Genomic DNA, 24,700 nt, shown 5'->3' with positions numbered 1-24,700 from the left:
CGAGCCTGCTCGCGAAGGCGTCAGCAGAACCGATTAAGTTCTCTCAGCCAAAAACTTCAGCAAAGCCGCTGTCACGAACTGCGGATTCTCTAGGTTAGAGATATGTCCCGCCTCCGGCACCAGTACATACGGGCAACCAATCAACTCGGCCATCTCCCTCGTCTCCGATGGCGGCCGCGGTTTGTCCTGATCGCCACACATCAGCAGCGTGGTCTCAGGATTCAACTCGCCCAGACGCGGCAACAGATCATCCCGCCCAAACGTAATCCGCCCCATTGGCACGATGCTCTCGCGCAGACGCTCCGGCGGCAGCGCGGCCAATTTGGCGCGGAAATCCTGATACAGCGCCGACTGCGGGTCGATGCCCGGACGGAAGAAGATCGGCACGACGATATCGAGCAGCTGCGGTGCGATCACGCCGGTGTCTTCGATCTGTTTGAACAGCGAGAAATAGTACTGGCGAGTCGGTTCCGGCTCGACGCCGACGTAGGTGTCCATCAGCACCAGACCGTTGATGCGCTGCGGCGCCGACAGCGCCAGACGCACGCCCCACATACCGCCGACCGAGAGACCGACCAGCGTGACACGGTCGATGTCCAGGTGATCAAGCAGCGCCAGTGCCTGGCGCGCAATGTCATCCAGCGACTGTGTGCACTCGGGCATACGCCCGGATTCACCATGGCCCCACAGATCCAAAGCGATCACTCGGTAGTGCTGCGAAAGCGCGGCGATCTGCGGCGCCCACATGGTCTGGTCCCACAGGTAGCTGCCAGCCAGTAGAACGGCAGGGCCATTGCCTTGATCAAGGTAGTGAAGGGGTTGTCCATCAACCGTAACGAAGGGCATTGACTGTCTCCTCTCGCAAAAAATGGAGCAGGCAGACTGTGCCGGAGTCGCTCCACAGTCAACCTTGTAGTTGTCTGCACTGGCCTCATCGCGAGCAAGCTCGCTCCCACAGGTGATCGCATATCCCTGTGGGAGCGAGCTTGCTCGCGATGAGGCCTTTAGCGACGCTAGTGCTGGGGAGTTCGAACGCGTCGGTCATGAGGTTTCCTGCCTGAATTCGGCTTGCAAGTGGAATCGGTTTTCTGACGACACGCCCCGTCGAGGGCGTGCAGGACGCGGTCTTCGCCGACCGCGCAAGGCTTGGGAATGCTGTTTTGGCCGCAGCGGCTACCCGAAACCATTCACCAATGAGAACGGTTGACGTCTTGAAATAATTAGTCCGCAGGCTTGAACCCCAACAGGGGCCGGGTGCGTCAGCGTGTCGCGGTTCTCACTCCGCACCCTTCAGGAGCATTAATCCTCTTTCTCAATTGACAATCATTATCATTCAACATAATTTGTCGCTCGATATGTAGGACCGTTCAGCCCCCGCGAGCCGTCCCACGAACCTATTGGCAGCAAGGTGATTTCCATGACGGAACAAGTGTCCACAAGCAGGTGCGATTCACCGCTACTTCAGGCATTCGTCGACAATCGACTGATTCTGGTCAAGATTGCAACCCGCATTACCGGCTGTCGGTCGCGTGCCGAAGACGTGGTGCAGGATGCGTTCTTCCGGCTGCAATCGGCGCCGCAGATCACGTCCTCATTCAAGGCTCAGCTCAGCTACCTGTTCCAGATCGTGCGCAACCTGGCGATCGATCACTATCGTAAACAGGCGCTGGAGCAGAAGTATTCGGGCCCTGAAGAGGAAGGCCTGAACGTGGTGATACAAGGCGCTTCGCCGGAAACCTCGCACATCAACTTCTCGACGCTGGAACACATCGCCGACGCGCTGACCGAGCTGCCCAGCCGCACCCGCTACGCCTTCGAGATGTATCGCCTGCACGGCGTGCCGCAAAAGGACATCGCCAAGGAGCTTGGCGTCTCGCCGACCCTGGTGAACTTCATGATTCGCGATGCGCTGGTGCACTGCCGCAAGGTGTCGGGCAGTCGTGTGGATACTTTTGTCCGCCGCTAAGATCTGAAATCTCATTGCCCCATTCGCGAGCAGGCTCGCTCCCACATTTGATCTCTATTGTTCACAAATTGTGTGTTCACAGGAGATCTATGTGGGAGCGAGCCTGATCGCGATGGGGCACTCAAGACCGAAACAGACCTTGCGCCGTATGCATCAAGCCAATACACACCGATCAAAAAACCGCTCACGCCCCAACACCATCAACGCCGCACGCTTGTGCGGGAAGTCGAACGCTTTCTCGCAGTGGAAACCCTGGTTCTGCATATGCCCGATCATCTTCGCGTTGTCGGCGCGAGGCTCGGCAACCACTCGCTGAGTACGGGGATCGTCGAGAAACAGGTAATGCGTCAACGCTGATAACCAGCTCGCCACCTTGTGCGGGCCACGGTGATTTTCTTCACCCACCAGCATGTGAATACCGCGGTCGTAATCGCCGGCGTCATAGAACGGCGCGATGCGATCTTCCTTGGCCCAATAGGCTTCAAAGTAGGCGAACGGCTGATCATCGAAACAACCGATCAGCGTCAGGGCGTGGGGGTCAGCCTCAAGTTTGCTCAGGTACTCGCGATGCTTCTCGAGGCTGCCCTCCTCCTGCCAGAATGTCCACCGTACGCAGGGAAATCCAGGCACCGAGGCGCGCATCAAAACGCCGATAGACTTCACCACGCGGTTTCACCGGGCGCAGCGGATGACGCTTGCCGCCACTGATGACCATTTGCTGCGGATAACTCGATGTCAGTGACGCGCCCAGCCAAGGCTGAGGCAACTGCCAGAACAACGTGCGCTCGCAGCGATACTGGCCGACGACTTCGGTAGGGATCAGCAACCCGCTGAGCAATGCTTCGGTGGGGGCTTCATCGAGTTGCCAGGTCAGACGCTGGCAAGACGGGTCACGGGCAAACAGCCAATAACAGGCCGCCCAGATTGCCTGAGCGACAGGATGGGCCAAAGCGTTCCTCTGCCTGCACATGCCATTCGGGCTCGCGAGTCAGGCGCAGCTGGATCAGCGGCTGCCCTTCAAGGCTGAGGCACAGGCGGCTTTCGGTTTCATCCGCTACAAGACGGCTTCCTGTCGGCAAGGCCAGGGCAGTCAGGTGATTCAGATTGGACATGGGTCGGGCTCACGTTGATCGTCGACAGTTCAACGAGGTGACGTGAGCCAGTGCGGGAAATTTAAGAGAAGTCGGTCAATACGCGACCTGTGGTGCGATCTCAGCTACCCGGGACCGGCACCACGGCGATCTTGTAGGGATCGAAAATCTTCAGCATCTCGCCATTGTCCCGCAACCCTTGCAGGAACTTGCCGAACGCCTCACCACTGATGGGTGCGGCCGGACTGAGGATGGCGTAGTGGTGATAAACCTGATCGATACGCTGGGACACCAGCAATTGATCAGCGACTTCCTTGTTGCGCAGCAGGTAATCACTCAAGTAAGAGCGCGTCACCAGGGCAACATCGGCACGCCCGCGCAGCACCATCAGCAGGTTACTGTCATGGGAATACGTCAGCGTGGCGTTGTAGTTCTGCGCTAGGAATTTTGGATCGGCATTGAAGTTGGCGAATTCGTAGTGATAGCCGCTGAACAGCGCCAGGCGTTTGCCGGCGAGGTCGGCAAAATAATTCTGCTGACGAACCGGCTGGCCATCGGGTTGGCGTTGCGCGACAAAAATCTCGGCGTCTTCCAGTCCCATGTCGACAGTGGTGTGCGGGATGTCCTTCCAGCCCCAGTCCGGGTTCTCGAAAATCGCCATGTCCACCCGGCCTTGCTTGAAGTCACCAAAACGCCGGGGAATGGAAGTGGGCACCAACACAAACTGATAGTCGCTCTGCAAGACATTGAGCGCCTCGACCAGTTGCGGCAGCAAACCGGTGTCAGCACCGGATTCCGGGCGCACGGTATAAGGAGGAAAATGTGCGGCACCGACCCGCACCAGCTGTGCGGCCTGGGACGGAACCACGCATAACGTCGCAAGCGTCGCCAGCAAAAGCCGCGAAGCCGTCCGAATTGGCGAAGACATCAAAACAACCCACTCCCCAAAAAAATACACTTCAATGCATTCAAGCTAGGCGGTTTCGGCCACTTAGCCAGTTTCCTTCTGACTTGGAAAGCTATTGTTTCTCTTCCAGCACCAGAATCAACGCCTCATCGGCCAATTGATCGAGGCTCATGCTGCCGCTGGCGCGATACCAGGTGGTGGTCCAGGACAACGCACCGGTCAGAAAACGGCGAGTGATGAACACATCCCCGCGAATAAAACCGGCGTCCTTGGCCTCGCTCAGCACCTGAAGCCAAAGCTCTTCATAAATATCGCGCAGCGCCAGCACCTGCGCCTGCCCGTCTTCGGACAGCGAGCGCCATTCATACACCAACACCGCCATGGCCTCGCCGCTGCCGCCCATGATCGACTGCAACTCACAACGAATCAGCGCCAGTACCCGCTCGCGCACACTGCCGGCTTCTGCCAGGGCTGCACGCATCAACGCGGTGTTGTAGCGAATGGTTTCCTCCATCACCGCCCGCAGGATCTCGTCCTTGCTTTTGAAGTGATGAAAAATACTGCCGGACTGAATCCCCACGGCACCGGCCAGATCGCGCACGGTGGTGCGTTCATAACCTTTGTTGCGGAACAGGTGAGCCGCCACTTGCAGCAGTTTGCCGCGGGCGCTGTCCGGGTCGGTCAATTGGCCGCTGTCGACCAATTCGCGCATCACCCTCAGGGCTTTTTGCTCGTCCACCCGTTCTCTCCTACAGTCGATCAATCAAATACGCCGCTTGCCGCTAAAACTGCGGGGTTGCGCGGGCAATTTAAGCTGGCCGGAGCGACCAAGCAAGCGCTCGGGCAGAAGATAGTTAAGCCGTTTACAAACCAAGCGCTTGCTTGGTAGTCTCGATGTACTTCTGTCGGGGGTGGTTATGGAGTTGACTGTGCCAAAAACAATCCGCATCGGTTGCGCCAGCGCCTTCTGGGGCGACACCTCGACCGCCGCCGCGCAACTGGTGGAAGGTGGGCGTCTGGACTATCTGGTCTTCGATTATCTGGCCGAGATTACGATGTCGATCATGGCCGGTGCGCGGATGAAAGATCCCCAGGCCGGTTACGCCAGCGACTTCATCGAAGTCCTCAGCCCGTTGCTGGGCCAACTCGCCGAACAGAAAATCCGCATCATCAGCAATGCCGGCGGGGTCAACCCGCAAGCCTGCGCCGCCGCCCTGCAAGCGGCCTGCGACAAGGCCGGGGTGGCGCTGAAGATTGCCGTGCTGCTGGGCGATGACTTGCAGCCGCAGTTCAAACGGCTGAGCTGCAGCGGTATCCATGAAATGTTCAGCGGCGCGCCCTTGCCGCCGATGTGTGTCTCGACCAACGCCTACCTCGGTGCACCGGGCATCGTCGAAGCCCTGCGTCTGGGCGCCGACATCGTCATCACCGGGCGCGTAGTCGACAGCGCCGTGGTCAGCGCCGCGCTGGTGCATGAGTTCGGCTGGTCGTGGCACGACTACGACAAACTCGCCCAAGCCGCATTGGCCGGCCACATCATCGAATGCGGCGCCCAGTGCACCGGCGGCAACTTCACCGATTGGCGCGAGGTGCCCGACTACGAACACATCGGCTTCCCCATCGTCGAAGTCATCGCCGACAGCCAGTTCATCGTCAGCAAGCCCGAAGGCTCCGGCGGGCTGGTCACCCCACTGACGGTCGGCGAGCAGATGCTGTATGAAATCGGCAACCCGCAGGCGTATCTGCTGCCGGACGTGGTCTGCGATTTCACTGAAGTCAAACTCGTGCAACAAGGCAAAAACGCGGTTCAGGTGCACGGCGCAAAAGGCTTGCCGCCGACCGATCAGTACAAGGTCAGCGCGACGTACCCGGACGGTTTCCGCTGCACCGCCAGTTGCCTGATCGCCGGGATCGATGCGGTCGACAAGGCGCGTCGAGTCAGCGAAGCGATCATCAACAAGACCTCGGAAATCTTCAGCCAGCGCGGCTGGGGGCCCTACAGCGAAGTGAACATCGAACTGCTCGGCAGCGAGGCCACTTACGGCCCCCACGGTCAGCGTCAGGACAGCCGCGAAGTGGTGATCAAACTCGCAGTGCGCCATCCGGGTAAACAGGCGTTGATTGTGTTCTCCCATGAGATCGCCCAGGCCGCCACCGGCATGGCGCCGGGACTGACCGGAATTGTCGGTGGACGGCCGACGGTGTATCCGCTGATCCGGCTGTTCTCGTTCCTTATCGACAAAACCGCCTGCACGCTGGAAATTGATCTAAAGGGCCGGCGCCACCCCTGCGCCCTGCCCGCCGTTGATGTGCTCGACACCGCCGACTTGCCCGTGGCGTGCGCCCTACCGAAACCCACAGACCGGGCCGATGCCAGCGTGGCCCTGGTCAAACTCGCAGTGGCGCGTTCCGGTGACAAGGGTAACCACAGCAACATCGGCGTCATGGCCCGCGAGCCGGAGTACCTGCCGTGGATTGCCGAAGCCTTGACGCCAGAAGTGATCGTCGACTGGATGAGTCATGTCCTCGATCCGATCCACGGACGTGTCGAACGCTGGTACCTGCCGGGCACCCACAGCCTTAATTTTCTGCTGGAGAACGCCCTGGGAGGTGGTGGTGTGGCCAGCCTGCGGATCGATCCGCAAGGCAAAGCCTTCGCCCAGCAACTGCTGGAAATTCAGATACCGGTGCCTCAGCGCATCGCCGACCGGGTCAACTAGAGGACTGTTGCCATGGCTTACGATTCGATTTTCAAAGCCGATTTGTTTGCAGGCCAAAATATCATCATCACCGGTGGCGGCAGCGGCATCGGCCGTTGCACCGCTCACGAACTGGCGGCCCTCGGCGCCCATGTGCTGCTGCTCGGGCGCAAGGCCGACAAGCTGAAAAACGTCGTGGCCGAGATTACCGAAGATGGCGGCAAGGCTGACTGGATGGTCTGCGATATTCGTGAGGAAGAAGCCGTCAAGCATGTGGTCAGCGAATTAATCCGCAAGCACGGACTGATTCACGGTCTGGTCAATAATGCCGGCGGGCAGTACCCGTCGCCGCTGGCGTCGATCAATCAAAAAGGTTTCGAAACGGTGTTGCACACCAACCTGATGGGCGGCTTCCTGATGGCCCGGGAAGTGTTCAACCAGTCCATGAGCACGCACGGCGGCGCCATCGTCAACATGCTCGCCGACATGTGGGGCGGCATGCCCGGCATGGGCCACTCGGGCGCGGCGCGCTCAGGCATGGACAACCTCACCAAGACCGCCGCGTTCGAATGGGGTTATGCCGGGGTGCGGGTCAATGCCGTGGCGCCGGGCTGGATCGCGTCCAGTGGCATGGACACCTACGAAGGCGCGTACAAAGCGGTGATCCCGACGTTGCGCGAGCACGTTCCACTGAAACGCATCGGCACCGAATCGGAAGTCAGCGCGGCGATCGTTTTCCTGCTCAGCCCGGCAGCGGCGTTTGTCAGCGGCAGCACCTTGCGCATCGACGGCGCCGCCAGCCTGGGCGGGCGCGCCTGGCCGATACACAAGGCGCAGATCAGCGAGTCGTATAACGGTTTCCATCGAGCCTACTTGCCGGACGTCCTCAAGGATAAGGAATAAGTCATGCCGGTGATTCAGTCGCAAGTGGACCCGTTCAGCGAACAGTTCGCCCGCAATCACGCGGCGATGCTGGTCGGCATCGAGCACGTCCGCCAGCTCGAACAGCACCTGCTGAATAAAGCGGCCGAAGCCAAGCCCAGGTTCGACAAGCGCGGCCAATTGTTACCCCGGGAACGCCTCAACCTGCTGCTGGACCCCGGCGCCCCGTTCCTCGAACTGGCGAGCCTGGCGGGCTACAAGCTGCACGACGACAAGGACGGCAGCTCGGCAGGCGGCGGGTTGATCGCGGGAATCGGTTACGTGTCCGGCGTGCGGGTACTGGTGGTGGCGAACAACAGTGCGATCAAAGGCGGGACCATTTCCCCCAGCGGTTTGAAAAAATCCCTGCGCCTGCAACAGATCGCCATGGAGAACAAACTGCCGGTCATTATCCTGGCCGAAAGCGGTGGCGCCAACCTCAATTACGCGGCGGAGATTTTCGTCGAAGGCGCCCGCAGCTTTGCCAATCAGGCGCGGATGTCGGCCATGGGCCTGCCGCAAATCACGGTGGTCCATGGCTCGGCCACAGCGGGTGGCGCCTATCAGCCAGGGTTGTCGGATTACGTGGTGGTGGTGCGTGGCAAGGCCAAGCTGTTTCTGGCCGGCCCGCCGCTGCTCAAGGCTGCCACCGGCGAAGTCGCCACCGATGAAGCACTGGGCGGCGCCGAGATGCATGCGCAAATCGCCGGCACCGCGGAGTACCTGGCCGAGAACGACGCCGATGGCGTGCGGCAGGTACGCGAGATTGTCAGCCTGTTGCCGTGGAATGATCAGCTGTCATGGGTACCCGAACGTCGGTGGGAAGAACCGCTCTACCCCATCGATGAACTGCTCGGGCTGATTCCTGATGATCCAAAAAAGCCCTATGACGTACGCGAAATCATCGCGCGGATTGCCGACGGCTCGAACTTTCTCGAATTCAAGGGTGAGTTCGATCAGCAAACCGTCTGCGGCCATTTGCAGATTCAAGGCCGCGCCTGCGGGTTCATTGGCAACAATGGGCCGATCACGCCCAAGGGTGCGAGCAAGGCTGCGCAGTTCATTCAGCTCTGTGACCAGAGCAAGACGCCGCTGCTGTTTTTTCACAACACCACCGGATTCATGGTCGGCACTGAGTCGGAGCAGCAAGGCGTGATCAAACACGGCGCGAAAATGATTCAAGCAGTGGCCAACGCCCGGGTGCCTAAACTGACCATCGTCGTCGGTGGCTCCTATGGCGCCGGCAACTACGCAATGTGCGGCCGCGGCCTCGACCCGCGCTTCATTTTCGCCTGGCCCAACAGCCGCACGGCGGTGATGGGCGGCGCCCAGGCCGGCAAAGTGCTGCGGATCGTCACCGAGGCCAAGCAGGCCAAGGACGGCCTGGTGCCCGACCCGAAAATGCTCGACATGCTGGAACAGGTCACCGCGCAGAAACTCGACAGCCAATCCACCGCGCTCTATGGCAGCGCCAGTTTGTGGGACGACGGGTTGATCGATCCGCGGGATACCCGGACCTTGCTCGGGTACTTGCTGGATATCTGTCATGAAGCCGAAGTGCGGCCGCTGCAAACCAACAGTTTTGGTGTAGCTCGCTTCTAAGAGCGCGATCAGGAGAACAATAAAAATGATCTTCACCCAGGAACACGAAGCACTGCGCCGGACCGTCCGCCAATTTGTCGATCACGAGATCAATCCTCACGTCGAGGCATGGGAAAAGGCCGGGCGCTTTCCGATCCACGAGATCTTCCGCAAGGCCGGCGACCTCGGCCTGCTGGGGATTTCCAAACCGGAAAAGTTTGGCGGCATGGGGCTGGACTACAGCTATTCGATCGTCGCGGCTGAAGAGTTCGGCACGATCCACTGCGGCGGCATTCCGATGTCCATCGGCGTGCAGACTGACATGTGCACCCCGGCGTTGGCGCGTTTCGGCTCCGATGAGTTGCGTGAAGAATTCCTGCGGCCGGCGATCTCTGGCGAGCAGGTCGGTTGCATCGGTGTTTCCGAAGTCGGCGCCGGTTCCGACGTGGCCGGTTTGAAAACCACCGCCCGCAAGGACGGTGACGACTACGTGATCAACGGTAGCAAGATGTGGATCACCAACTCGCCGAGCGCCGATTTCATCTGCCTGCTGGCCAACACCTCGGACGACAAACCGCACATCAACAAGTCGCTGATCATGGTGCCGATGAACACGCCGGGCATCAGCCTCAGCTCACACCTGGACAAGCTCGGCATGCGCAGCTCGGAAACCGCTCAGGTGTTTTTCGACAACGTCCGCGTGCCGCAACGCAATCGCATCGGCCATGAAGGCGCGGGGTTCATGATGCAGATGCTGCAGTTCCAGGAGGAACGGCTGTTCGGCGCGGCGAATATGATCAAGGGCCTGGAGTACTGCATCGACAGCACCATCGAGTACTGCAAGGAGCGCAAAACCTTCGGCAATGCGCTGATCGACAATCAGGTCATCCACTTCCGCCTGGCCGAACTGCAAACCGAAATCGAATGCCTGCGGGCATTGGTCTATCAGGCCACCGAGCAGTACATCAAAGGCCAGGACGTCACCCGTCTGGCGTCGATGGCCAAACTCAAGGCCGGGCGTTTGGGTCGGGAAGTCAGCGACAGCTGCCTGCAATATTGGGGCGGCATGGGCTTCATGTGGGACAACCCGGTGGCCCGCGCGTACCGCGACGTGCGGCTGGTGTCGATCGGCGGCGGTGCCGACGAAATCATGCTGGGGATCATCTGCAAACTCATGGGCATCCTGCCGGGGAAAAAGAAATGAGCACCTTGCCCGTTTGCCAGACCTTGCTGCTTGAACCGCATAACGGCGTCCTGCACATCACCCTCAACCGCCCGGAAAGCCGCAACGCCATGAGCTTGCAGATGGTCGATGAACTGCGCGCGGTGGTGGCAGCCGTGGGTGACGACCGAGCCATTCGCGCGCTGGTGATCGGTGGTGCGGGCGGGCATTTTTGCGCCGGTGGCGACATCAAGGACATGGCTAATGCCCGCGCTCAAGGTCCGAGCGCGTATCGCGACTTGAATCGGGCGTTCGGTGCACTGCTGCAAGCGGTGCAACACGCGCCGCAAGTGGTGATCACGGTGCTGCAAGGCGCGGTGCTCGGCGGTGGATTGGGTCTGGCCTGCGTCAGCGACGTCGCCTTGGCCGATCACCAGGCGCAATTCGGTCTGCCGGAAACCAGCCTCGGTCTGCTGCCAGCGCAAATCGCGCCGTTCGTGGTGCAGCGCATCGGCCTGACTCAGACTCGCCGACTGGCGCTGACCGCGGCACGTTTCGATGGCACACAGGCGCGGCGCATGGGGTTGGTGCACTTTGTCGAGCATGACGCGCAAGCGTTGGCCGAGCGTCTCGATGAAATTCTGGCCCATGTGTTGTGCTGCGCGCCGGAAGCGAATGCGACGACCAAAAAGCTGTTGCTGGCAAGTGCCGGGCAGCCATCGAATGCGTTGCTGGATGAAGCGGCCGAGTGGTTCAGCGAGGCGGTGACCGGGGCTGAAGGAGTTGAGGGGACCATGGCCTTCATGCAAAAGCGTAAACCGGGGTGGGCGCCTTAAAAGCATCGCGAGCAGGCTCGCTCCCACAGGGTTTTGTGAACGACACAGATCCAATGTGGGAGCGAGCCTGCTCGCGAAGAGGCCATCACATCCACCGCAAAACTTGAGAGAAGACCCAATGCCCGGATTCAGAAAAATCCTGATCGCCAACCGCGGTGAAATCGCCTGCCGCATCCAGCGCACCGCCCAGGCCCTGGGCTATCGCACGGTCGCGGTGTTCAGCGATGCCGACGCCGATGTGCTGCATGTGCAGATGGCCGACGAAGCCGTGAACATCGGCCCGGCCCCGGTGCAGCAGTCGTATCTGAATATCCCGGCCATTCTCGACGCCGCCCGGCGCACGGGCGCTGACGCGATCCATCCGGGCTACGGCTTCCTCTCGGAAAACGCCGGGTTCGCCCTCGCCTGCCAGGATGCCGGCATCACCTTCATCGGCCCCAGTCCCGACGCCATCGAACTGATGGGCAGCAAACGCCTGTCGAAACTCGCCATGCTCGATGCCGGTGTGCCGTGCATCAAAGGTTATCAGGGCGAAGAACAGGACGACGCGACCCTGAGCCGCGAAGCCGCACGCATCGGCTATCCGTTGATGATCAAGGCCAGTGCCGGCGGTGGCGGGCGTGGCATGCGCCTGGTGCACGAGGCCAATGATTTGCTCGAGCAACTGCGCACCGCCCGCTCCGAAGCGCTGCATGGGTTTGGCAGCGACGAACTGATTCTCGAGCAAGCGCTGATCGACCCGCGCCACGTCGAGGTTCAACTGTTCGGCGACCGGCACGGCAACCTGATCTACCTTGGCGAGCGCGACTGTTCGATCCAGCGTCGCCATCAAAAAGTCATCGAAGAAGCACCCTGCCCGGTGATGAACGCCGAGTTGCGTCGGGCCATGGGTGAAGCAGCGCTCAAGGCGGGTCGCGCCGTGAATTACGTCGGCGCTGGCACCGTCGAGTTCCTGCTGGATGCGCGCGGGCAGTTTTACTTTCTGGAGATGAACACCCGACTCCAGGTGGAGCACCCGGTGACCGAATTGATCACTGGCCTCGATCTGGTGGCCTGGCAGTTGCACGTCGCCGAAGGGCTACCTCTGCCGTTGCGCCAGGAGCAGGTCCAGCTCAGTGGCCATGCCATGGAAGTCCGTTTGTACGCCGAAGATCCGGCACACGGTTTTCTCCCACAAACCGGTCGCATCACCGCATGGGAGCCTGCGTTGCAGGGCGGCGTGCGGATCGATCATGGCCTGACCGAAGGCCAGAATGTCAGCCCGTTTTATGACCCGATGCTGGGCAAGATCATCGCTCACGGCGCCACCCGCGAAGAAGCCCGGCGCCGGTTGCTGCGGGCGGTGCAGGACAGCGTGCTGCTCGGCGTGCAGAGCAATCAGCGCTTGCTCGCCAGCCTGCTCGAACACCCGCAATTTATGAGTGGCGAGTTCAGCACCGGGTTCATCCAGACTCACTTCGCCGAGCATCCCTGCCTGCATGCGCATGTGCCAAGTGCCGAAGAACTGGCCATCGCAGCTGCCCTGTTCTATCAGGCCTCGGCGCAGGTTCATCACGCGCCACTGGCCGGTTGGCGCAATAACGCCAGCGTGCCGTTGCACTATCGAATCGGCCTTGAGGATCAGGATTGGTCAGTGGAATTGAACGCTGTGCCGGATGAACCGTATCGGATTCAAGTCGCCACAACGCTCTTTGAATTGAAGGTCATCCAGTGCGACGGACGCTGGGCCAGCCTGGAAATCAACGGTATCCGGCGACGCCATGCTTACCGTCTCGAGGCGGGACAACTCTGGCTGTTCACCCGTCCCGGTAGCCTGCGGCTGGTGGACCGGACGCAGGCCTTGGTCAGTAGTCAGGTCAGCGTCAGCACCGGCACCCTTAAGGCGCCGATGGACGGGGCGATCGTCGACGTGTTGGTGACTGAGGGCAGCCCGGTTAGTAAAGGCCAGTTGTTGGTGGTGCTGGAGGCCATGAAAATGGAGCATCCGCTCAAATCGGGTATCGACGGCGTACTCAAACGCTTGCAGGTCAGGGTCGGCGATCAGGTAAAAAATCGTCAGATTTTGTTGGAGGTCGAATAAGCCGCTAGGCGGATCCGCCGGGTTTGGCTACGCTCAAGCCCTATCAGGACGCGGATACCAGGAACCCTGCGATGCCTCACTGGCTGGTCATTGATCTCGAAGCCACCACCGATGAGGGTGGTTGGCCAGTAACGGAAATGGAAATCATCGAAATCGGCGCCACCCTGGTGGACCGCAAAGGGCGCGAACTGGATTATTTCCAGTGTTTCGTCCGGCCGCTGCGTCGGCCCTTGCTGATGCCGTTTTGCCGGGAACTGACCCACATCACCCAGGCCAATATCGATGCTGCGCAGCCTCTGAGCGAGGTCTGGGCGTCGTTCGAGCACTGGCTCGGCCAGCATCACTCACGCCTCGAAGGCTGGGCCAGTTGGGGCGATTACGATCGCAAACAATTGGTTCAGGAGTGGGAGCGCCTGCAACTCGACAGCGCCCTGAGCCGGGTGCCGCACATGAACCTCAAACAGCGCTTTGCCAAGGCTCGCCGGCTGGAACGCCCGCTGGGGCTCAACGGCGCGCTGCAACTGGCGGGCATGCAGTTCAGCGGCCAACAACATCGGGCGCTGGAAGATGCGCGCAATACCGCACGATTATTGCCGTTGGTTCTTCCACTTTAGAGAGGTGACGCCGGCATGGGCCTTGTGCATACTGGCCGGCCCTTTTTAGCCCTTTTCGAGGAATCGCCCATGTTTAAAGTCAACGAGTACTTCGACGGCACCGTCAAGTCGATCGCCTTTGGCACTGCTGAAGGTCCTGCGACCATCGGCGTCATGGCACCGGGCGAATACGAATTCGGCACCAGCCAGCGTGAAATCATGCACGTGGTGTCCGGCGCCCTGACCGTCAAACTGCCAGACAGCAGCGACTGGGAAACCTTCGCCGCCGGCAGCCAGTTCAACGTGCCCGCCAACAGCAAGTTCCAGCTGAAAGTGGCCGTCGACACCGCTTACCTGTGCGAATACCGCGGCTAACCCCCCGGGTTTTCACAGCGACAAAAAAATGCTCGTGTCCATGGACACGGGCACTTTTTGTTCAAGGGCAGTCATTCAGATTGTCTTATTCCAGAACCGTCACCGGCATACCGACTTCCAGTTGGCCATTGCTGTCATTGACCAGGTTCTGTCCGAACATCGCACCATCGGCCTCGGCACGGTATTTCTGCAACGTGGCCAGAGGCTCACGATCTTCGCTGCGCTCACCGGTTTGCGGGTCGATGGTGGTCAGAATGCAGCGTGAACACGACTTGACCACGCGGAACTCGACATCGCCGATGCGGATGCGCTTCCAGCCATCCTCGGCATACGCTTCGCTGCCCTCGATCACCAGATTCGGCCGAAAGCGCAGCATTTCCAGCGGGCGGCCGACTTTTTGCGACAAATCCTCCAACGAGGCCTGTCCGATCAGCAACAGCGGAAAGCCATCGGCGAAGGCCACCTGATCGTCGTCCTTACCGTAGCCGGCCTGTGTGGTCCGTGCACGATCAAGAGGGACTTGCACCAGGCGAGTCGGTTTGCCAATGAATTCGCTGACCCAGGCACCCGCCTCGTCACCGGCATCCGGCACACGCAACGTATCGCGCCAGATGGTCACGCCACGCAGTTGCGCGTCGCTGGCGGGCAAGGCGATATCGATCGGTGAGCGGCCCGGCGCACTGAGGGTCAAGCCCCCGTCGGCATTCCACAACGCCGACAGCTGACTCATCTGCGCCACCGCACGCTGGGTCAGGAAGCGTCCGCTGGCCTCGTCCACCAGCATCCAGCGTCGATCACCGTCCAGGCCCAGCTTGTCGAGGCTGACCTGCTGCAGGGCCTGGCCCTTGCCGGATTTCAACGGATAACGATAAAGCGCGCTCAGACGCAACATGGCCAGCTCCCTGGTGGGCAAAAACGCCACCCTATACGAGCTTGATCGCCGAATCAAAGGCCAAAAACTGTGGGAGCGTGTTGTGGTCAGGCAGGCACTTCATCGAGCATCAAGCGCTGGCGCACCACATCGACGAGTTTGTCCGGCTGGAACTTGGAGAGGAAGTTGTCGCAGCCGACCTTCTTCACCATCGAGTCGTTGAAGCTGCCGGACAACGAGGTATGCAGAACCACATAAAGGCCACGCAGACGCGGGTCGTTGCGGATTTCCGTGGTCAGGCGATAGCCGTCCATTTCCGGCATTTCCGCATCGGTGAAGACCATCAGCAGCTTGTCGGTCATGTTCACACCGGTATCGGCCCAGGCCTTGAGCATGTTCAGTGCCTTCAAGCCATCACTGGCGATGTGCATCTTCACGCCTAACTGACCCAGGGTGTCGCGCAATTGCGACAGGGCCACGTTCGAGTCGTCCACCAGCAGCACTTCACGGCCACGGGCACGTTCCAGAACCGGATCGTCGAGTTTGTCGCGCGACACCTTGGCGTTGTACGGGACGATTTCCGCCAGGACTTTCTCGACATCGATGATTTCCACCAACTGATCGTCGACCTTGCTGATAGCAGTCAAGTAATGCTGACGACCGGCGCTGGCCGGGGGCGGCAAAATGGCTTCCCAGTTCATGTTGACGATACGGTCCACACCACCGACCAGGAACGCCTGCACCGAACGGTTGTACTCGGTAACGATGATCGTACTGGTAGGGCCTGGCACCAGCGGACGCATACCGATGGCCTGGGACAGGTCGATCACTGGCAGGGTCTGGCCACGCAGATTAACCACGCCGCAGACAAACGGATGACGCTGAGGCATCAGGGTCAGCTTCGGCAGTTGCAGCACTTCCTGCACTTTGAAGACGTTGATCGCGAACAATTGCCGTCCGGCCAGCCGGAACATAAGAATTTCCAGGCGATTCTCACCCACCAGTTGCGTGCGTTGGTCTACCGTGTCGAGAATGCCGGCCATCAATGACTCCTGGGCTTGTTCTGATGAATTCACTAAAGGGGGTTATCGGCTGTTTTTGCCGGACCTTGACCCCCCTGTAAAATGCCACGACCAAACATTGATGTCACATTAGCATCATGCTTTACTGGCCAGGTGATTTCATCTGCATCATTGCCTGCCGCGAGACCTCGTTTCGTTCGGTTGGTTCCACCGTGTAAGGGATTCCCCTAGTAGCAATCAGGCCCAACCTGATATTCGCAATATCCAATAGCCATTAATGTGACGCCATTCTCATTGCATGAACGGAGTCAGGCTTTTGTGTGCGATCGCAGGTAAGTGGCCACCCACCCTATCGAGTTCCCCAGCCTGCAGCCAGACAGGCCGGCGCGCGATCTCACGACGGCATGGCAATGCGGGGACTCTGATCGCCCCCGTCGACACACACGACATTCCCGCATTTGACATGACGTTGTGGAGATAAGCATGCCGAACGATCGTATAGAGTGGGCTCACCGGCTCCCTGAGTTTCTCGTCGAAGCTGAGACACTCCTGGTCAAAACCGAGGAATGCCTGAGTCATTTGCAACTGATCAGCAATGACAAGGACGCTATCGACTGCATGCTTAGCACCCTGCTCAAACTGGCCAACAAAGCTGATGCGCTCGCTCTGGCAGCCGTTTCGGAGTTTTCGTTGCACATTCATGGTTTGCTGAGCCACGCCCAGAACCATATGGATTTACACGACCAGGCCTTGGGTGCGCTAAAAAACTGCCTGACGTTGATCGCCTGGCAACTCGAGCTTATCGATCAGAAGACCGGCCAACTCAGCCTTGATGACAGTGAACAGACCTCCCTGATCGAAGCCTTCGCCTTTCAGGTCGGACACAGTCAGTTTCAGCCCCCCGCTAATTCCAAACCGTTCACACTCGTTTCCTATTCGGGGCGACAAGCCTGAATTTATCGGAGCACTGTGCCGGCTCCGAATTTTATTGCCATGACTGCCTCTCTAACTTTAACGGGCTCATGTCGCATTTGAATATTCCATACCCGCTAACGACAACTCGAAACAAATAAACCCTTCCTGCCACCCAACTTTTCCCATTATGGAACTGCTGTCCATAAACGCTTATTTCCTGACTCTGCAGACATATATACCAAACGCGACCAACGGTATCTTAAGTGGTATTATGCCGCCCATTAGTTGACGTCAATTAATGGCAGAGTGACTCCAGACAGGGCCCCGTCATCCACGATGACCGGTCTTCCCGCAGCGAACATCCATTGGCTCCATCCGCTATGTACGCCAGCCTCAAGTCAATCACCCTAAGGCCACCCTCCCCAAAAAACGCGCGCCGGGTCACGCTTATGTTGTGTACCTGCTCGGCGCTTGGCAGCCTGCTGATTTATAGCCTGTCCACTCGCCTGCCGCTAAGTCTGCTGGTACTCAATATCGCGGCATTGACCTGCGTCTGGGTGCAGTATTGTCTTTCGCGCAAGTCGATAAAGTTTCAACCCCAAGAGTTGGCTGACCGACTCTTGGAGGTTCAGGAAAACGAACGTCACCGGCTCAGCCGGGAATTGCATGACGACATCGGCCAATTGCTGACCGCGGCAAAACTTCAAAGCGACTGGCTCAAACGCCGAATGCCCGAAGAACTTCAGGGCCAGTGTTCAGTGCTCTGCGACACGCTGGAAGAAACCCTGACCAAAGTTCGAGACGTATCGGCCATTCTCAATCCGAGGCAGCTGACCAGTCTCGGGCTGGAAGCCAGTCTGCGGGCGCATTTACTCAAGACGCTGGCCAACACGCCGGTGCACTGGAGCCTGGAATGCCATCAGCGCTTGGCCGGTATACCGGAAGAAATGACGGTGGCGGCCTTTAGAATCACCCAGGAAGCGGTGACCAATATACTGCGCCATGCCGAAGCGAAAAATCTGTTGGTCCGTCTGCAACGTCTGCCTCAGGGCCTGACGCTGTTGATCAGCGACGATGGCCTGGGTTTCGCGCCAGCGACCGATCCAGGTCGTGAAGGGCAACGCGGCATGGCAGGGATGTCGGAGCGGATCAATCAGCTAGGCGGCACACTGAGCGTTTCCAGCGAGCCGGGCAAAGGCACTCAAATCGAAGCACTCTTTCCCTGGGCGCCTCGTGCGCTCGAACGAGCCAGTACGAATAAGGTTATGCGTTGACTTGTAACTTACTTCTGGTGGATGACCACTCGCTTATCAGGGCAGGCGTGCGCGCTCTGGTGCTGGATATTCCCGGCTACGCGGTAATCGGTGAGGCCAATGACGGCTCGCAGTTGCTGGAGATGGTCGAGCAGCTGTCCCCGGATATCGTCCTGCTAGATATTTCCATGAAGGAAACCAGTGGCCTTGACGCCTTGCAGCGACTCAAGCGAGTACGCCCGCAGAGCAAGGTGCTGATCCTGTCGATGCACACCGATCCTGCACTCATCATGCAGGCACTGGAATCCGGTGCACATGGCTACCTGCTCAAGGACACCACGGCTACCGAGCTCGAACATGCCTTGGATGCCTTGCGTAACAACGAACGCTACCTGAGCCCGGCCATCGCCCACACCGTCATCAACCAGGCGCTGACCCGAACTCAGAAAAACCAGCCGGAACCTGCCGACTCGCACAACCTGACGGCGCGTCAGCTGGAAATCCTTCGGCTGATCGTTCGCGGAAAATCTACCCGGGAAATCGCCAATGGCCTGGGCCTCAGCATCAAGACCGTTGAAACCCACCGCTCGCAGATCATGAAGCGCTTGCAGATCTACGATGTGGCGGGTCTGGTGCTGTTCGCCGTTCGCGAGCAAATCATCAGCCTGGATGATTGATCGATTGCGATGACCCCAGCAGCGGCGAGTTTTCAGGCAAATGTACGCGCAGTGCCGCTGGACGTGCCGAGAATCGCAAGTTGTCGCCTTCCAGCGGTTCGCCGTCGAGGTTGATGTAGAGGCCTTCCGAGACCTTGATTTCGACCCACGGCAACCGGACTCGCACAAACATGTTGTCGATGCCGAAGCCATCGGCCAGCAGGGTTTTCAAGGTGCCGACGACTTCCTGCGGCGCAGGCAGAATACTGATGTCCAGCAGACCGTCGTCAGCCAGCGCTTCTGGACACAACACATGCCCACCACCGGCCTGCCGGCCATTGCCAATACCCAATGCCAACAGCTCGCCACTCCATTGAAAATCAGGCCCCTGCAATTCGCCATAGGCCGCGTGCAATTCACTGAAGCGCGATAAACCGGTGAACAGATAAGCCGCCCCCCCGAGGATTTTTTTCAAATCCTCCGAGGTGTTTGCAGTGACCTGACTGCCAAAACCGCCCGTGGCCATATTCAGGAACACCTGCCCACCGACCTCCCCCAGATCAATGGCTCTCGGCGCAATGTCGAGAAGTTCCAGCGCCTGCGCGGGTTCCAGAGGCACGCCGGCGGCACGCGCAAAATCATTGGCAGTCCCCAAGGGCATCAGTACCAGGCTGGCCTGCGTCGAATGCGCCGCCATGGCTTCGGCAATATCCCGCAAGGTGCCATCACCGCCGCCGGCGATGACTTGCATGTAGCCTGCCGCCAGAGCTTCATCCACCAACCGCTGTGCGTCGCCGGCCTCCCAGGTCACTCGAACGGCCAGCTCCCACCCCTGTTTGCGTTTGTCCGCGACGGCAGAACGAACCGCCTCGTTGAGCGCTTGCTTGCCATGCAGAATCAACACCGCCTTGCGTTCGCTCATTAGTTGTCACTCCCATGATTGAATTCCGTATAGGAGATGTTGACCTCGTCGCACCGCATAAAAGTCGCAAGAGTTTGAATTATTTGAAGTCGAGTCCTATGGCGTCCTACAAGCCGGGATTTTTTCTTACAAGACGTGAGGAATCGGCTCAATTGACCGACCCATGCGATTGGTACACCTTGGCGCCTGCGGTTATCAAACATCAGCAGGAACTACACAGGGACGTGCCATGCAAAGCCAAGAGATCAGGTCACCGGTCATTCCGGTCGTACCGTTCGCAGAAAAACGCGCCAATCATCAAGCTGAATTCAAAAACAGCACAAAGCCCATTGGAGAAGCTGATATGGAGTCTCGCGTCGTTGAATTGGAGACACACCTCAAATACATCCGGCGAGACCTGGATGAAGTCCGTAGTGACGTCAAATCCATAAAACACCGGCTTGCCTATTCGGCTATCGGAACAGCCGTGGTCATCGGGCTCCTGGCCTGGATCGCCAATAGCCGTTTCGACCAGGTCGTGACACTCCTGACTCACTAAGGGCTAGCCATGAACGCAAAACCCGGTTCGATCAACCGGGTTTGCGCGGCAAGCCTGCGGCAGGAATCAGCTCAGGACTTCGCTCAGCGGGATGAAGTTCACGCAGTCACCTTCGATCAGCGTGCGATCCTCCAGCACCTCAACCAGACCATCAGCCCAGGCGGCGCTACGCAGTACACCCGAACTCTGATTCTTGTAGATGATTGCCCGGCCGTTCTCCAGACGTCCACGCAAGTACTCGCGCCGATTGCCTGCTTTTGGCCATGCAAACCCTGCCGGCACCTGAAACTTCACGGGATCAACCTCTTTTACACCCTGTCGACGCAAGAGATAGGGCCTTGCCAACAAAGCAAAGGTCACCAAAGTTGACGCGGGATTACCGGGTAAACCAATCACAGGTACGCCGCGAAAATGCCCGAATGTCAGCGGCTTCCCGGGTTTGATAGCGAGTTTCCACAACGTCAACTCGCCCTCTTCACGCAAGGCAATACCCAGAAAGTCAGCTTCTCCCACCGACACACCACCGGTGGAAAGGATCAGATCGACATCCTTCAATTCACCAAGGCGAGTGCGAGTGGTCGCTAAATCATCCGGAAGAATTCCGGCATCGATCACCTCACAGCCCAGGCGCTGCAACCAACTGCACAGCAACACTCGATTGCTGTTGTAGATCTGTCCCGGCCCCAGAGCCTGACCCGGTTCAATCAGTTCATCACCGGTGGACAGAACAGCAACGCGAACCTTGCGAATCACGTCCAACTCTGCGCATCCCAACGATGCAGCCAGCCCCTGTTCGATCGGCTCGAGGCGCGTACCGGCTGGCAGTATCAATTCACCAACAGTGGCTTCCTGGCCTTGAGGACGAATGTTTTGTCCCAGGGTCATGGTTTCGGTGAAACGTACCCGCTCATCCGCCTGAACCTCGGTATTTTCCTGCATCTCGACGCAATCAGCACCGGCGGGCACTGGCGCACCGGTGAAGATTCGTGCACAGGTGCCAGGCTTCAAAGGCTCTGGAGCCTGACCGGCAAAAATCTTCTGGCTGACCACCAGAGGTTCTCCAGTCCAGTCGGCCATGCGCAAGGCATAACCGTCCATGGCACTATTGGGCCAAGGTGGCAGATCAAGCGTCGAGATCAGGTTATCGGCCAACACCCGGCCCTGAACCTGCGCCAACGGCAAACGTTCACGCTCAAGAATCGGTGAGGCTTCGGCCATTTCCAGCAAGCGCGCCAGTGCCACCTCGACAGCCATCAGACTGCCAGTCTTGCCTGGCTTACCCGCGGGATTCACAGGGTGCCGCCTGTTTGAGATGAGCCACGAAATTGCACGGACGGTGACGCGAATCCAGCTGCTCGGCAAGAATGCCATCCCAACCGGTGCGCACGGCATTGGTCGAACCCGGCAAGCAGCAGACCAGCGTGCTATTGGACAGGCCGGCAAGGGCACGGGACTGAACAGTAGAGGTGCCAATATCCGCCACCGATATCTGCCTGAACAGCTCACCAAAACCGTCGACCTGTTTGTCCAGCAGGCAACTCACCGCTTCCGGAGTGCTGTCGCGTCCAGTGAAACCGGTACCGCCAGTGATCAGCACCACCTGCACGACATCGTCGGCAATCCAGTTGGCGACTTGCGCGCGAATTTTGTAGAGATCATCTTTAAGCAGAACCCGGGCCGCAAGGTTATGACCGGCAGCACTCAACCGGTCGACGAAGACCTGGCCTGAGGTATCGGTTTCCAGGGTACGGGTATCACTGACCGTCAGCACCGCGATGTTGAGCGGTGCGAAAGGTACATCAGCCTTGGCTTTCATAGGCTCATCCAGTTGTAGGAGAAACAGCCCGGTGTTATATCACAGCGCCTCATTTTTTCGCCGCCCCCATGGAGACCTGCCATGACCTCGAATACACATTTGCCGCCCTGTTCCATTCTGCTCCTGGCAGGTGGTCGTGGCCAACGCATGGGCGGTCAGGACAAAGGGCTGCTGGAATGGCAAGGTGAGCCACTGATTGCCCACTTGCACCGCAAGACCCGTTCATTGAGCGATGACCTGATCATCTCCTGCAACAGAAACCTGGAAAAGTACGCGCCCTACGCCGACCAGTTGGTTCATGACGATGAAGGCGACTTTCCTGGCCCCCTGGCCGGTATTCGCGCAGGCCTGAAGGCCGCCCGCCATGCGCATCTGCTGGTGCTGCCGTGTGACGTACCGCGCATCGATGCTGCGCTGCTCAATAGCATGCGCGACTCCGCCAACCAGCACCCGGACCAACCGTTGATGCTGCGCCATGGCGAACACTGGGAACCTCTGCTGTGCATCATCCCCGTGGCACTCTCGGCTGATTTTGAAAGTGCCTGGAACGACGGCGAACGCAGTCCGGGGCGCCTTATGCGTAAACTGGGCGCTACCGCCCTGCAATGCCCCGACAATGACCCACGCCTGGCCAACCTCAACACACCAGAACTGTTAAGTGCCAACTACACTGTGTCAGACTGACAGGAGAAGGAACTTGCGCGCGCTGTACACGTCTGAAGCTCAGTAACCAAAAGAATTCATATTCGGAGACACACTCATGACTCAACGGACCCTCGCCACTTTCATGCTCGCACTGGGCCTTGCTACCCTCGCCGGTTGCGCATCGCCTACAGTGATCACCTTGAATGACGGTCGAGAAATCCAGGCTGTCGACGCGCCAAAGTTCGATAAAGATTCGGGTTTCTACGAATTCGAACAACTGGATGGCAAGCAGACCCGCATCAACAAGGATCAGGTTCGTACCGTTAAAGAGCTGTAATTTTTGCGGTGACAACCGGATATGGAAAAGCCCGCTTTATGCGGGCTTTTTCGTGGCTGAAGTTCAGCAGATTCGCTGAACCTCATGATCACCACTGCAGGGTAATGGTACTTTCGAATACTCTTTCCTGGCCGGTGACCGGATCTACAAACCGTAGCCACTGCGCGAGCAGTTTCAAAGGATTGGCATAGTCATCCTCAACATCCTTGAGTACGTGCGGATAAAACGGGTCGTTGCAGATGCTGGCGCCCAACGCTGTCATGTGCACCCGTAGCTGATGCTTCTTGCCAGTCACCGGGTAAAGCGCATAACGCCAGAGGTCACCGTTCTTCTCCCTGACTTCGACAGCCGTCTCGGTATTGCTGACGCCCGGACCTTCCTGCATGCGGAAGAAAGGCTCGCCATCGATGAGCCGGCTCTTATGGACCAATGGAAAAGAGCGTTCAGGCAACGCTCGCGCGATTGCCTCGTAGCGCTTTTCGATCTGCCGTGTAGGAAACAACGACTGATAGGCAGAACGGCTCTGAGGGTTGGCGGAAAACAGCACCAGCCCCGCCGTATGCCGGTCAATGCGATGCAAAGGCACCAGATGCGGGTTATCGAGTCGACGGATCAGCCGTCGCAACAGGGTCTGCTCCACGTACTCACCCGCCGGAGTCACTGGCAGAAAATGCGGCTTGTCCGCCACGACCAGATGCTCATCCGCGTACAGAATCGACTCGACCACCGGGATCGGTTTTTCGTCCGGCACCTCACGGAAATAATGAATCCGCAAGCCTTCCTTGTAAGGCAGATCAAGGGCGATCGGCATGCCGTGACCGTCGAGGACACGACCGCGAGCGATTCTGTCCAGCCATTGTTCACGGCCGATGGCGCTGAAGTGTTCGCACAGACAATCGAGTACGGTCCGCCACGGGCCAGGCGGCAAGTAGAGCGTGCTCGCCTGGTTGTGTGCAGCAGAAAATGATGAAGTGGACATACGAAAGCTCTAACCCTCAATACAGGGCGGCATTATCCAACAGCGGGCGGAACGAACCTAGAAGAGAATCCTCAAGCCGGAATCTGCGTGCGCGCTGCCGCTTCGGTGAACTCCTTGAGCCAGCGCAGCACATCGACCGCCTCCCAGCGACCAGGGTCATAAAGCGCATACAACAAGCCCTGATAACCCACGACATCCAGCTGCCGGTGATAGCCCGCGCGCTGGAACAAGGCTTCTATTTCGGCGAAACAGGTATTGAAATGCAGTTTATTGAAGGGGGTTTTTCCTTCTGTCACCAGGCCATCCAGACGCAATTCGAGGACAGCCTCGCGCACCACGTCCGCCGACATCCGGTTCACGCTGTTCTTCAATTGTTCGACATTGACCACAATTCATCCCTCTCACGCCCGGACCGCCTGCCCAAACCCGAAAACCAGGGGTGCAAGGCAGGCATCACGAATAACTGTATGCGCATACAGTATCCGAACCGCACCGGTAAAGCCAAGGGGATCCATCGCAAAGTTCGACAGGCGGG

General features: G+C 59.0%; 25 protein-coding genes and 1 pseudogene. 15 read left to right on the top strand and 11 right to left on the bottom strand.

The features are described 5' to 3' along the window. Nucleotides 1–33 precede the first annotated feature (33 nt). Nucleotides 34–846 (bottom strand): alpha/beta fold hydrolase, encoded by an 813-nt coding sequence (locus ACYZTW_RS09335; protein ID WP_462004614.1) that lies wholly within the window; start codon nucleotides 844–846, stop codon nucleotides 34–36. A gap of 571 nt (nucleotides 847–1,417) precedes the next feature. On the opposite strand from ACYZTW_RS09335, the gene ACYZTW_RS09330 reads away from it, so the two are divergent. Beyond that, nucleotides 1,418–1,966: an RNA polymerase factor sigma-70 gene (locus ACYZTW_RS09330; RefSeq protein ID WP_462004613.1), complete on the top strand. Its 549-nt coding sequence runs from the start codon at nucleotides 1,418–1,420 to the stop codon at nucleotides 1,964–1,966. A 153-nt stretch (nucleotides 1,967–2,119) separates the two neighbouring features. Here the strand turns inward: ACYZTW_RS09330 and ACYZTW_RS09325 are convergent. The 3 genes and pseudogenes from ACYZTW_RS09325 to ACYZTW_RS09315 form a co-directional block, all read right to left on the bottom strand. Then, nucleotides 2,120–3,078: pseudogene (locus tag ACYZTW_RS09325) on the bottom strand (GNAT family N-acetyltransferase). A 100-nt stretch (nucleotides 3,079–3,178) separates the two neighbouring features. Then, on the bottom strand, nucleotides 3,179–3,985 hold the full coding sequence (locus tag ACYZTW_RS09320) for a substrate-binding periplasmic protein (RefSeq protein ID WP_462004612.1): 807 nt from the start codon (nucleotides 3,983–3,985) through the stop codon (nucleotides 3,179–3,181). A 91-nt stretch (nucleotides 3,986–4,076) separates the two neighbouring features. Beyond that, complete coding sequence (locus ACYZTW_RS09315) at nucleotides 4,077–4,703, bottom strand: TetR/AcrR family transcriptional regulator (RefSeq protein WP_462004611.1); 627 nt, start codon at nucleotides 4,701–4,703, stop codon at nucleotides 4,077–4,079. 190 nt (nucleotides 4,704–4,893) lie between these two features. On the opposite strand from ACYZTW_RS09315, the gene ACYZTW_RS09310 reads away from it, so the two are divergent. The 8 genes from ACYZTW_RS09310 (at nucleotide 4,894) to ppnP (ending at nucleotide 14,211) form a co-directional block, all read left to right on the top strand. Beyond that, a complete protein-coding gene (locus tag ACYZTW_RS09310) occupies nucleotides 4,894–6,684 on the top strand; it encodes an acyclic terpene utilization AtuA family protein (RefSeq protein ID WP_462004610.1) in 1,791 nt (596 codons plus the stop codon). Nucleotides 6,685–6,696: 12 nt separating this feature from the next. After that, on the top strand, nucleotides 6,697–7,566 hold the full coding sequence (locus ACYZTW_RS09305; protein ID WP_462004609.1) for an SDR family oxidoreductase: 870 nt from the start codon (nucleotides 6,697–6,699) through the stop codon (nucleotides 7,564–7,566). 3 nt (nucleotides 7,567–7,569) lie between these two features. Further along, on the top strand, nucleotides 7,570–9,186 hold the full coding sequence (gene atuC, locus ACYZTW_RS09300) for a geranyl-CoA carboxylase subunit beta (RefSeq protein ID WP_462004608.1): 1,617 nt from the start codon (nucleotides 7,570–7,572) through the stop codon (nucleotides 9,184–9,186). Nucleotides 9,187–9,211: 25 nt separating this feature from the next. Next, on the top strand, nucleotides 9,212–10,369 hold the full coding sequence (gene atuD / locus ACYZTW_RS09295) for a citronellyl-CoA dehydrogenase (RefSeq protein ID WP_462004607.1): 1,158 nt from the start codon (nucleotides 9,212–9,214) through the stop codon (nucleotides 10,367–10,369). After that, nucleotides 10,366–11,163, top strand: a complete 798-nt coding sequence (locus ACYZTW_RS09290) for an enoyl-CoA hydratase/isomerase family protein (protein WP_462004606.1) — start codon at nucleotides 10,366–10,368, stop codon at nucleotides 11,161–11,163. The genes atuD and ACYZTW_RS09290 overlap by 4 nt, the downstream gene beginning before the upstream one ends. Nucleotides 11,164–11,281: 118 nt before the next feature. After that, nucleotides 11,282–13,243 carry an acetyl/propionyl/methylcrotonyl-CoA carboxylase subunit alpha gene (locus tag ACYZTW_RS09285; RefSeq protein ID WP_462004605.1) on the top strand — a complete coding sequence of 654 codons (1,962 nt, stop codon included), beginning with the start codon at nucleotides 11,282–11,284 and terminating at the stop codon, nucleotides 13,241–13,243. Nucleotides 13,244–13,314: 71 nt separating this feature from the next. Then, nucleotides 13,315–13,857 carry a 3'-5' exonuclease gene (locus ACYZTW_RS09280; RefSeq protein ID WP_462004604.1) on the top strand — a complete coding sequence of 181 codons (543 nt, stop codon included), beginning with the start codon at nucleotides 13,315–13,317 and terminating at the stop codon, nucleotides 13,855–13,857. Nucleotides 13,858–13,926: 69 nt separating this feature from the next. Next, the gene (gene ppnP, locus ACYZTW_RS09275) at nucleotides 13,927–14,211 is read left to right on the top strand and encodes a pyrimidine/purine nucleoside phosphorylase (protein WP_007940055.1); all 285 of its coding nucleotides are present in this window, start codon (nucleotides 13,927–13,929) and stop codon (nucleotides 14,209–14,211) included. Between the two features lie 85 nt (nucleotides 14,212–14,296). On the opposite strand, the gene ACYZTW_RS09270 is transcribed toward ppnP, so the two are convergent. Both ACYZTW_RS09270 and ACYZTW_RS09265 read right to left on the bottom strand, forming a co-directional pair. After that, on the bottom strand, nucleotides 14,297–15,103 hold the full coding sequence (locus ACYZTW_RS09270; RefSeq protein WP_462004603.1) for an MOSC domain-containing protein: 807 nt from the start codon (nucleotides 15,101–15,103) through the stop codon (nucleotides 14,297–14,299). Nucleotides 15,104–15,189: 86 nt separating this feature from the next. Next, on the bottom strand, nucleotides 15,190–16,125 hold the full coding sequence (locus ACYZTW_RS09265; protein WP_348127219.1) for a chemotaxis protein CheV: 936 nt from the start codon (nucleotides 16,123–16,125) through the stop codon (nucleotides 15,190–15,192). Between the two features lie 462 nt (nucleotides 16,126–16,587). Here ACYZTW_RS09265 and ACYZTW_RS09260 point away from each other — a divergent pair, with 462 nt between their 5' ends. From ACYZTW_RS09260 to ACYZTW_RS09250, 3 genes are all read left to right on the top strand, one after another. Beyond that, nucleotides 16,588–17,058, top strand: a complete 471-nt coding sequence (locus ACYZTW_RS09260) for a hypothetical protein (RefSeq protein WP_462004602.1) — start codon at nucleotides 16,588–16,590, stop codon at nucleotides 17,056–17,058. 341 nt (nucleotides 17,059–17,399) lie between these two features. After that, on the top strand, nucleotides 17,400–18,293 hold the full coding sequence (locus ACYZTW_RS09255; protein ID WP_462005728.1) for a sensor histidine kinase: 894 nt from the start codon (nucleotides 17,400–17,402) through the stop codon (nucleotides 18,291–18,293). Beyond that, the gene (locus ACYZTW_RS09250; RefSeq protein WP_033059158.1) at nucleotides 18,290–18,949 is read left to right on the top strand and encodes a response regulator; all 660 of its coding nucleotides are present in this window, start codon (nucleotides 18,290–18,292) and stop codon (nucleotides 18,947–18,949) included. The genes ACYZTW_RS09255 and ACYZTW_RS09250 overlap by 4 nt, the downstream gene beginning before the upstream one ends. On the opposite strand, the gene yegS is transcribed toward ACYZTW_RS09250, so the two are convergent. Further along, nucleotides 18,933–19,850: a lipid kinase YegS gene (gene yegS, locus ACYZTW_RS09245; protein WP_462004601.1), complete on the bottom strand. Its 918-nt coding sequence runs from the start codon at nucleotides 19,848–19,850 to the stop codon at nucleotides 18,933–18,935. The two genes, ACYZTW_RS09250 and yegS, sit on opposite strands and share 17 nt — an antisense overlap. Before the next feature lie 229 nt (nucleotides 19,851–20,079). On the opposite strand from yegS, the gene ACYZTW_RS09240 reads away from it, so the two are divergent. Then, nucleotides 20,080–20,388 carry a hypothetical protein gene (locus tag ACYZTW_RS09240; RefSeq protein WP_462004600.1) on the top strand — a complete coding sequence of 103 codons (309 nt, stop codon included), beginning with the start codon at nucleotides 20,080–20,082 and terminating at the stop codon, nucleotides 20,386–20,388. Between the two features lie 66 nt (nucleotides 20,389–20,454). Here ACYZTW_RS09240 and ACYZTW_RS09235 read toward each other — a convergent pair whose 3' ends face one another. Both ACYZTW_RS09235 and moaB read right to left on the bottom strand, forming a co-directional pair. Next, nucleotides 20,455–21,681, bottom strand: a complete 1,227-nt coding sequence (locus tag ACYZTW_RS09235; protein WP_462004599.1) for a molybdopterin molybdotransferase MoeA — start codon at nucleotides 21,679–21,681, stop codon at nucleotides 20,455–20,457. Next, nucleotides 21,665–22,204: a molybdenum cofactor biosynthesis protein B gene (gene moaB / locus ACYZTW_RS09230; RefSeq protein WP_149629239.1), complete on the bottom strand. Its 540-nt coding sequence runs from the start codon at nucleotides 22,202–22,204 to the stop codon at nucleotides 21,665–21,667. Before moaB ends, ACYZTW_RS09235 begins: the two co-directional genes overlap by 17 nt. 81 nt (nucleotides 22,205–22,285) lie before the next feature. Between moaB and mobA the strand changes: the two genes are divergently transcribed. Together mobA and ACYZTW_RS09220 are read left to right on the top strand one after the other, a co-directional pair. After that, nucleotides 22,286–22,888 carry a molybdenum cofactor guanylyltransferase MobA gene (gene mobA / locus ACYZTW_RS09225; RefSeq protein WP_462004598.1) on the top strand — a complete coding sequence of 201 codons (603 nt, stop codon included), beginning with the start codon at nucleotides 22,286–22,288 and terminating at the stop codon, nucleotides 22,886–22,888. Nucleotides 22,889–22,964: 76 nt separating this feature from the next. Then, a complete protein-coding gene (locus tag ACYZTW_RS09220; protein WP_033059146.1) occupies nucleotides 22,965–23,186 on the top strand; it encodes a YgdI/YgdR family lipoprotein in 222 nt (73 codons plus the stop codon). Nucleotides 23,187–23,274: 88 nt separating this feature from the next. Here the strand turns inward: ACYZTW_RS09220 and ACYZTW_RS09215 are convergent, their stop codons facing one another. Both ACYZTW_RS09215 and ACYZTW_RS09210 read right to left on the bottom strand, forming a co-directional pair. Next, on the bottom strand, nucleotides 23,275–24,165 hold the full coding sequence (locus ACYZTW_RS09215) for a pseudouridine synthase (protein ID WP_462004597.1): 891 nt from the start codon (nucleotides 24,163–24,165) through the stop codon (nucleotides 23,275–23,277). A 71-nt stretch (nucleotides 24,166–24,236) separates the two neighbouring features. Next, entirely contained in the window at nucleotides 24,237–24,554 is a 318-nt protein-coding gene (locus tag ACYZTW_RS09210; RefSeq protein ID WP_008145883.1) for a hypothetical protein, read from the bottom strand. Nucleotides 24,555–24,700 lie beyond the last annotated feature (146 nt).

This window comes from Pseudomonas sp. LB3P25 (genome assembly GCF_054897985.1).
Note: the sequence above shows the minus strand (reverse complement) of the source record. Positions and strands in the feature narration are given on the sequence as shown.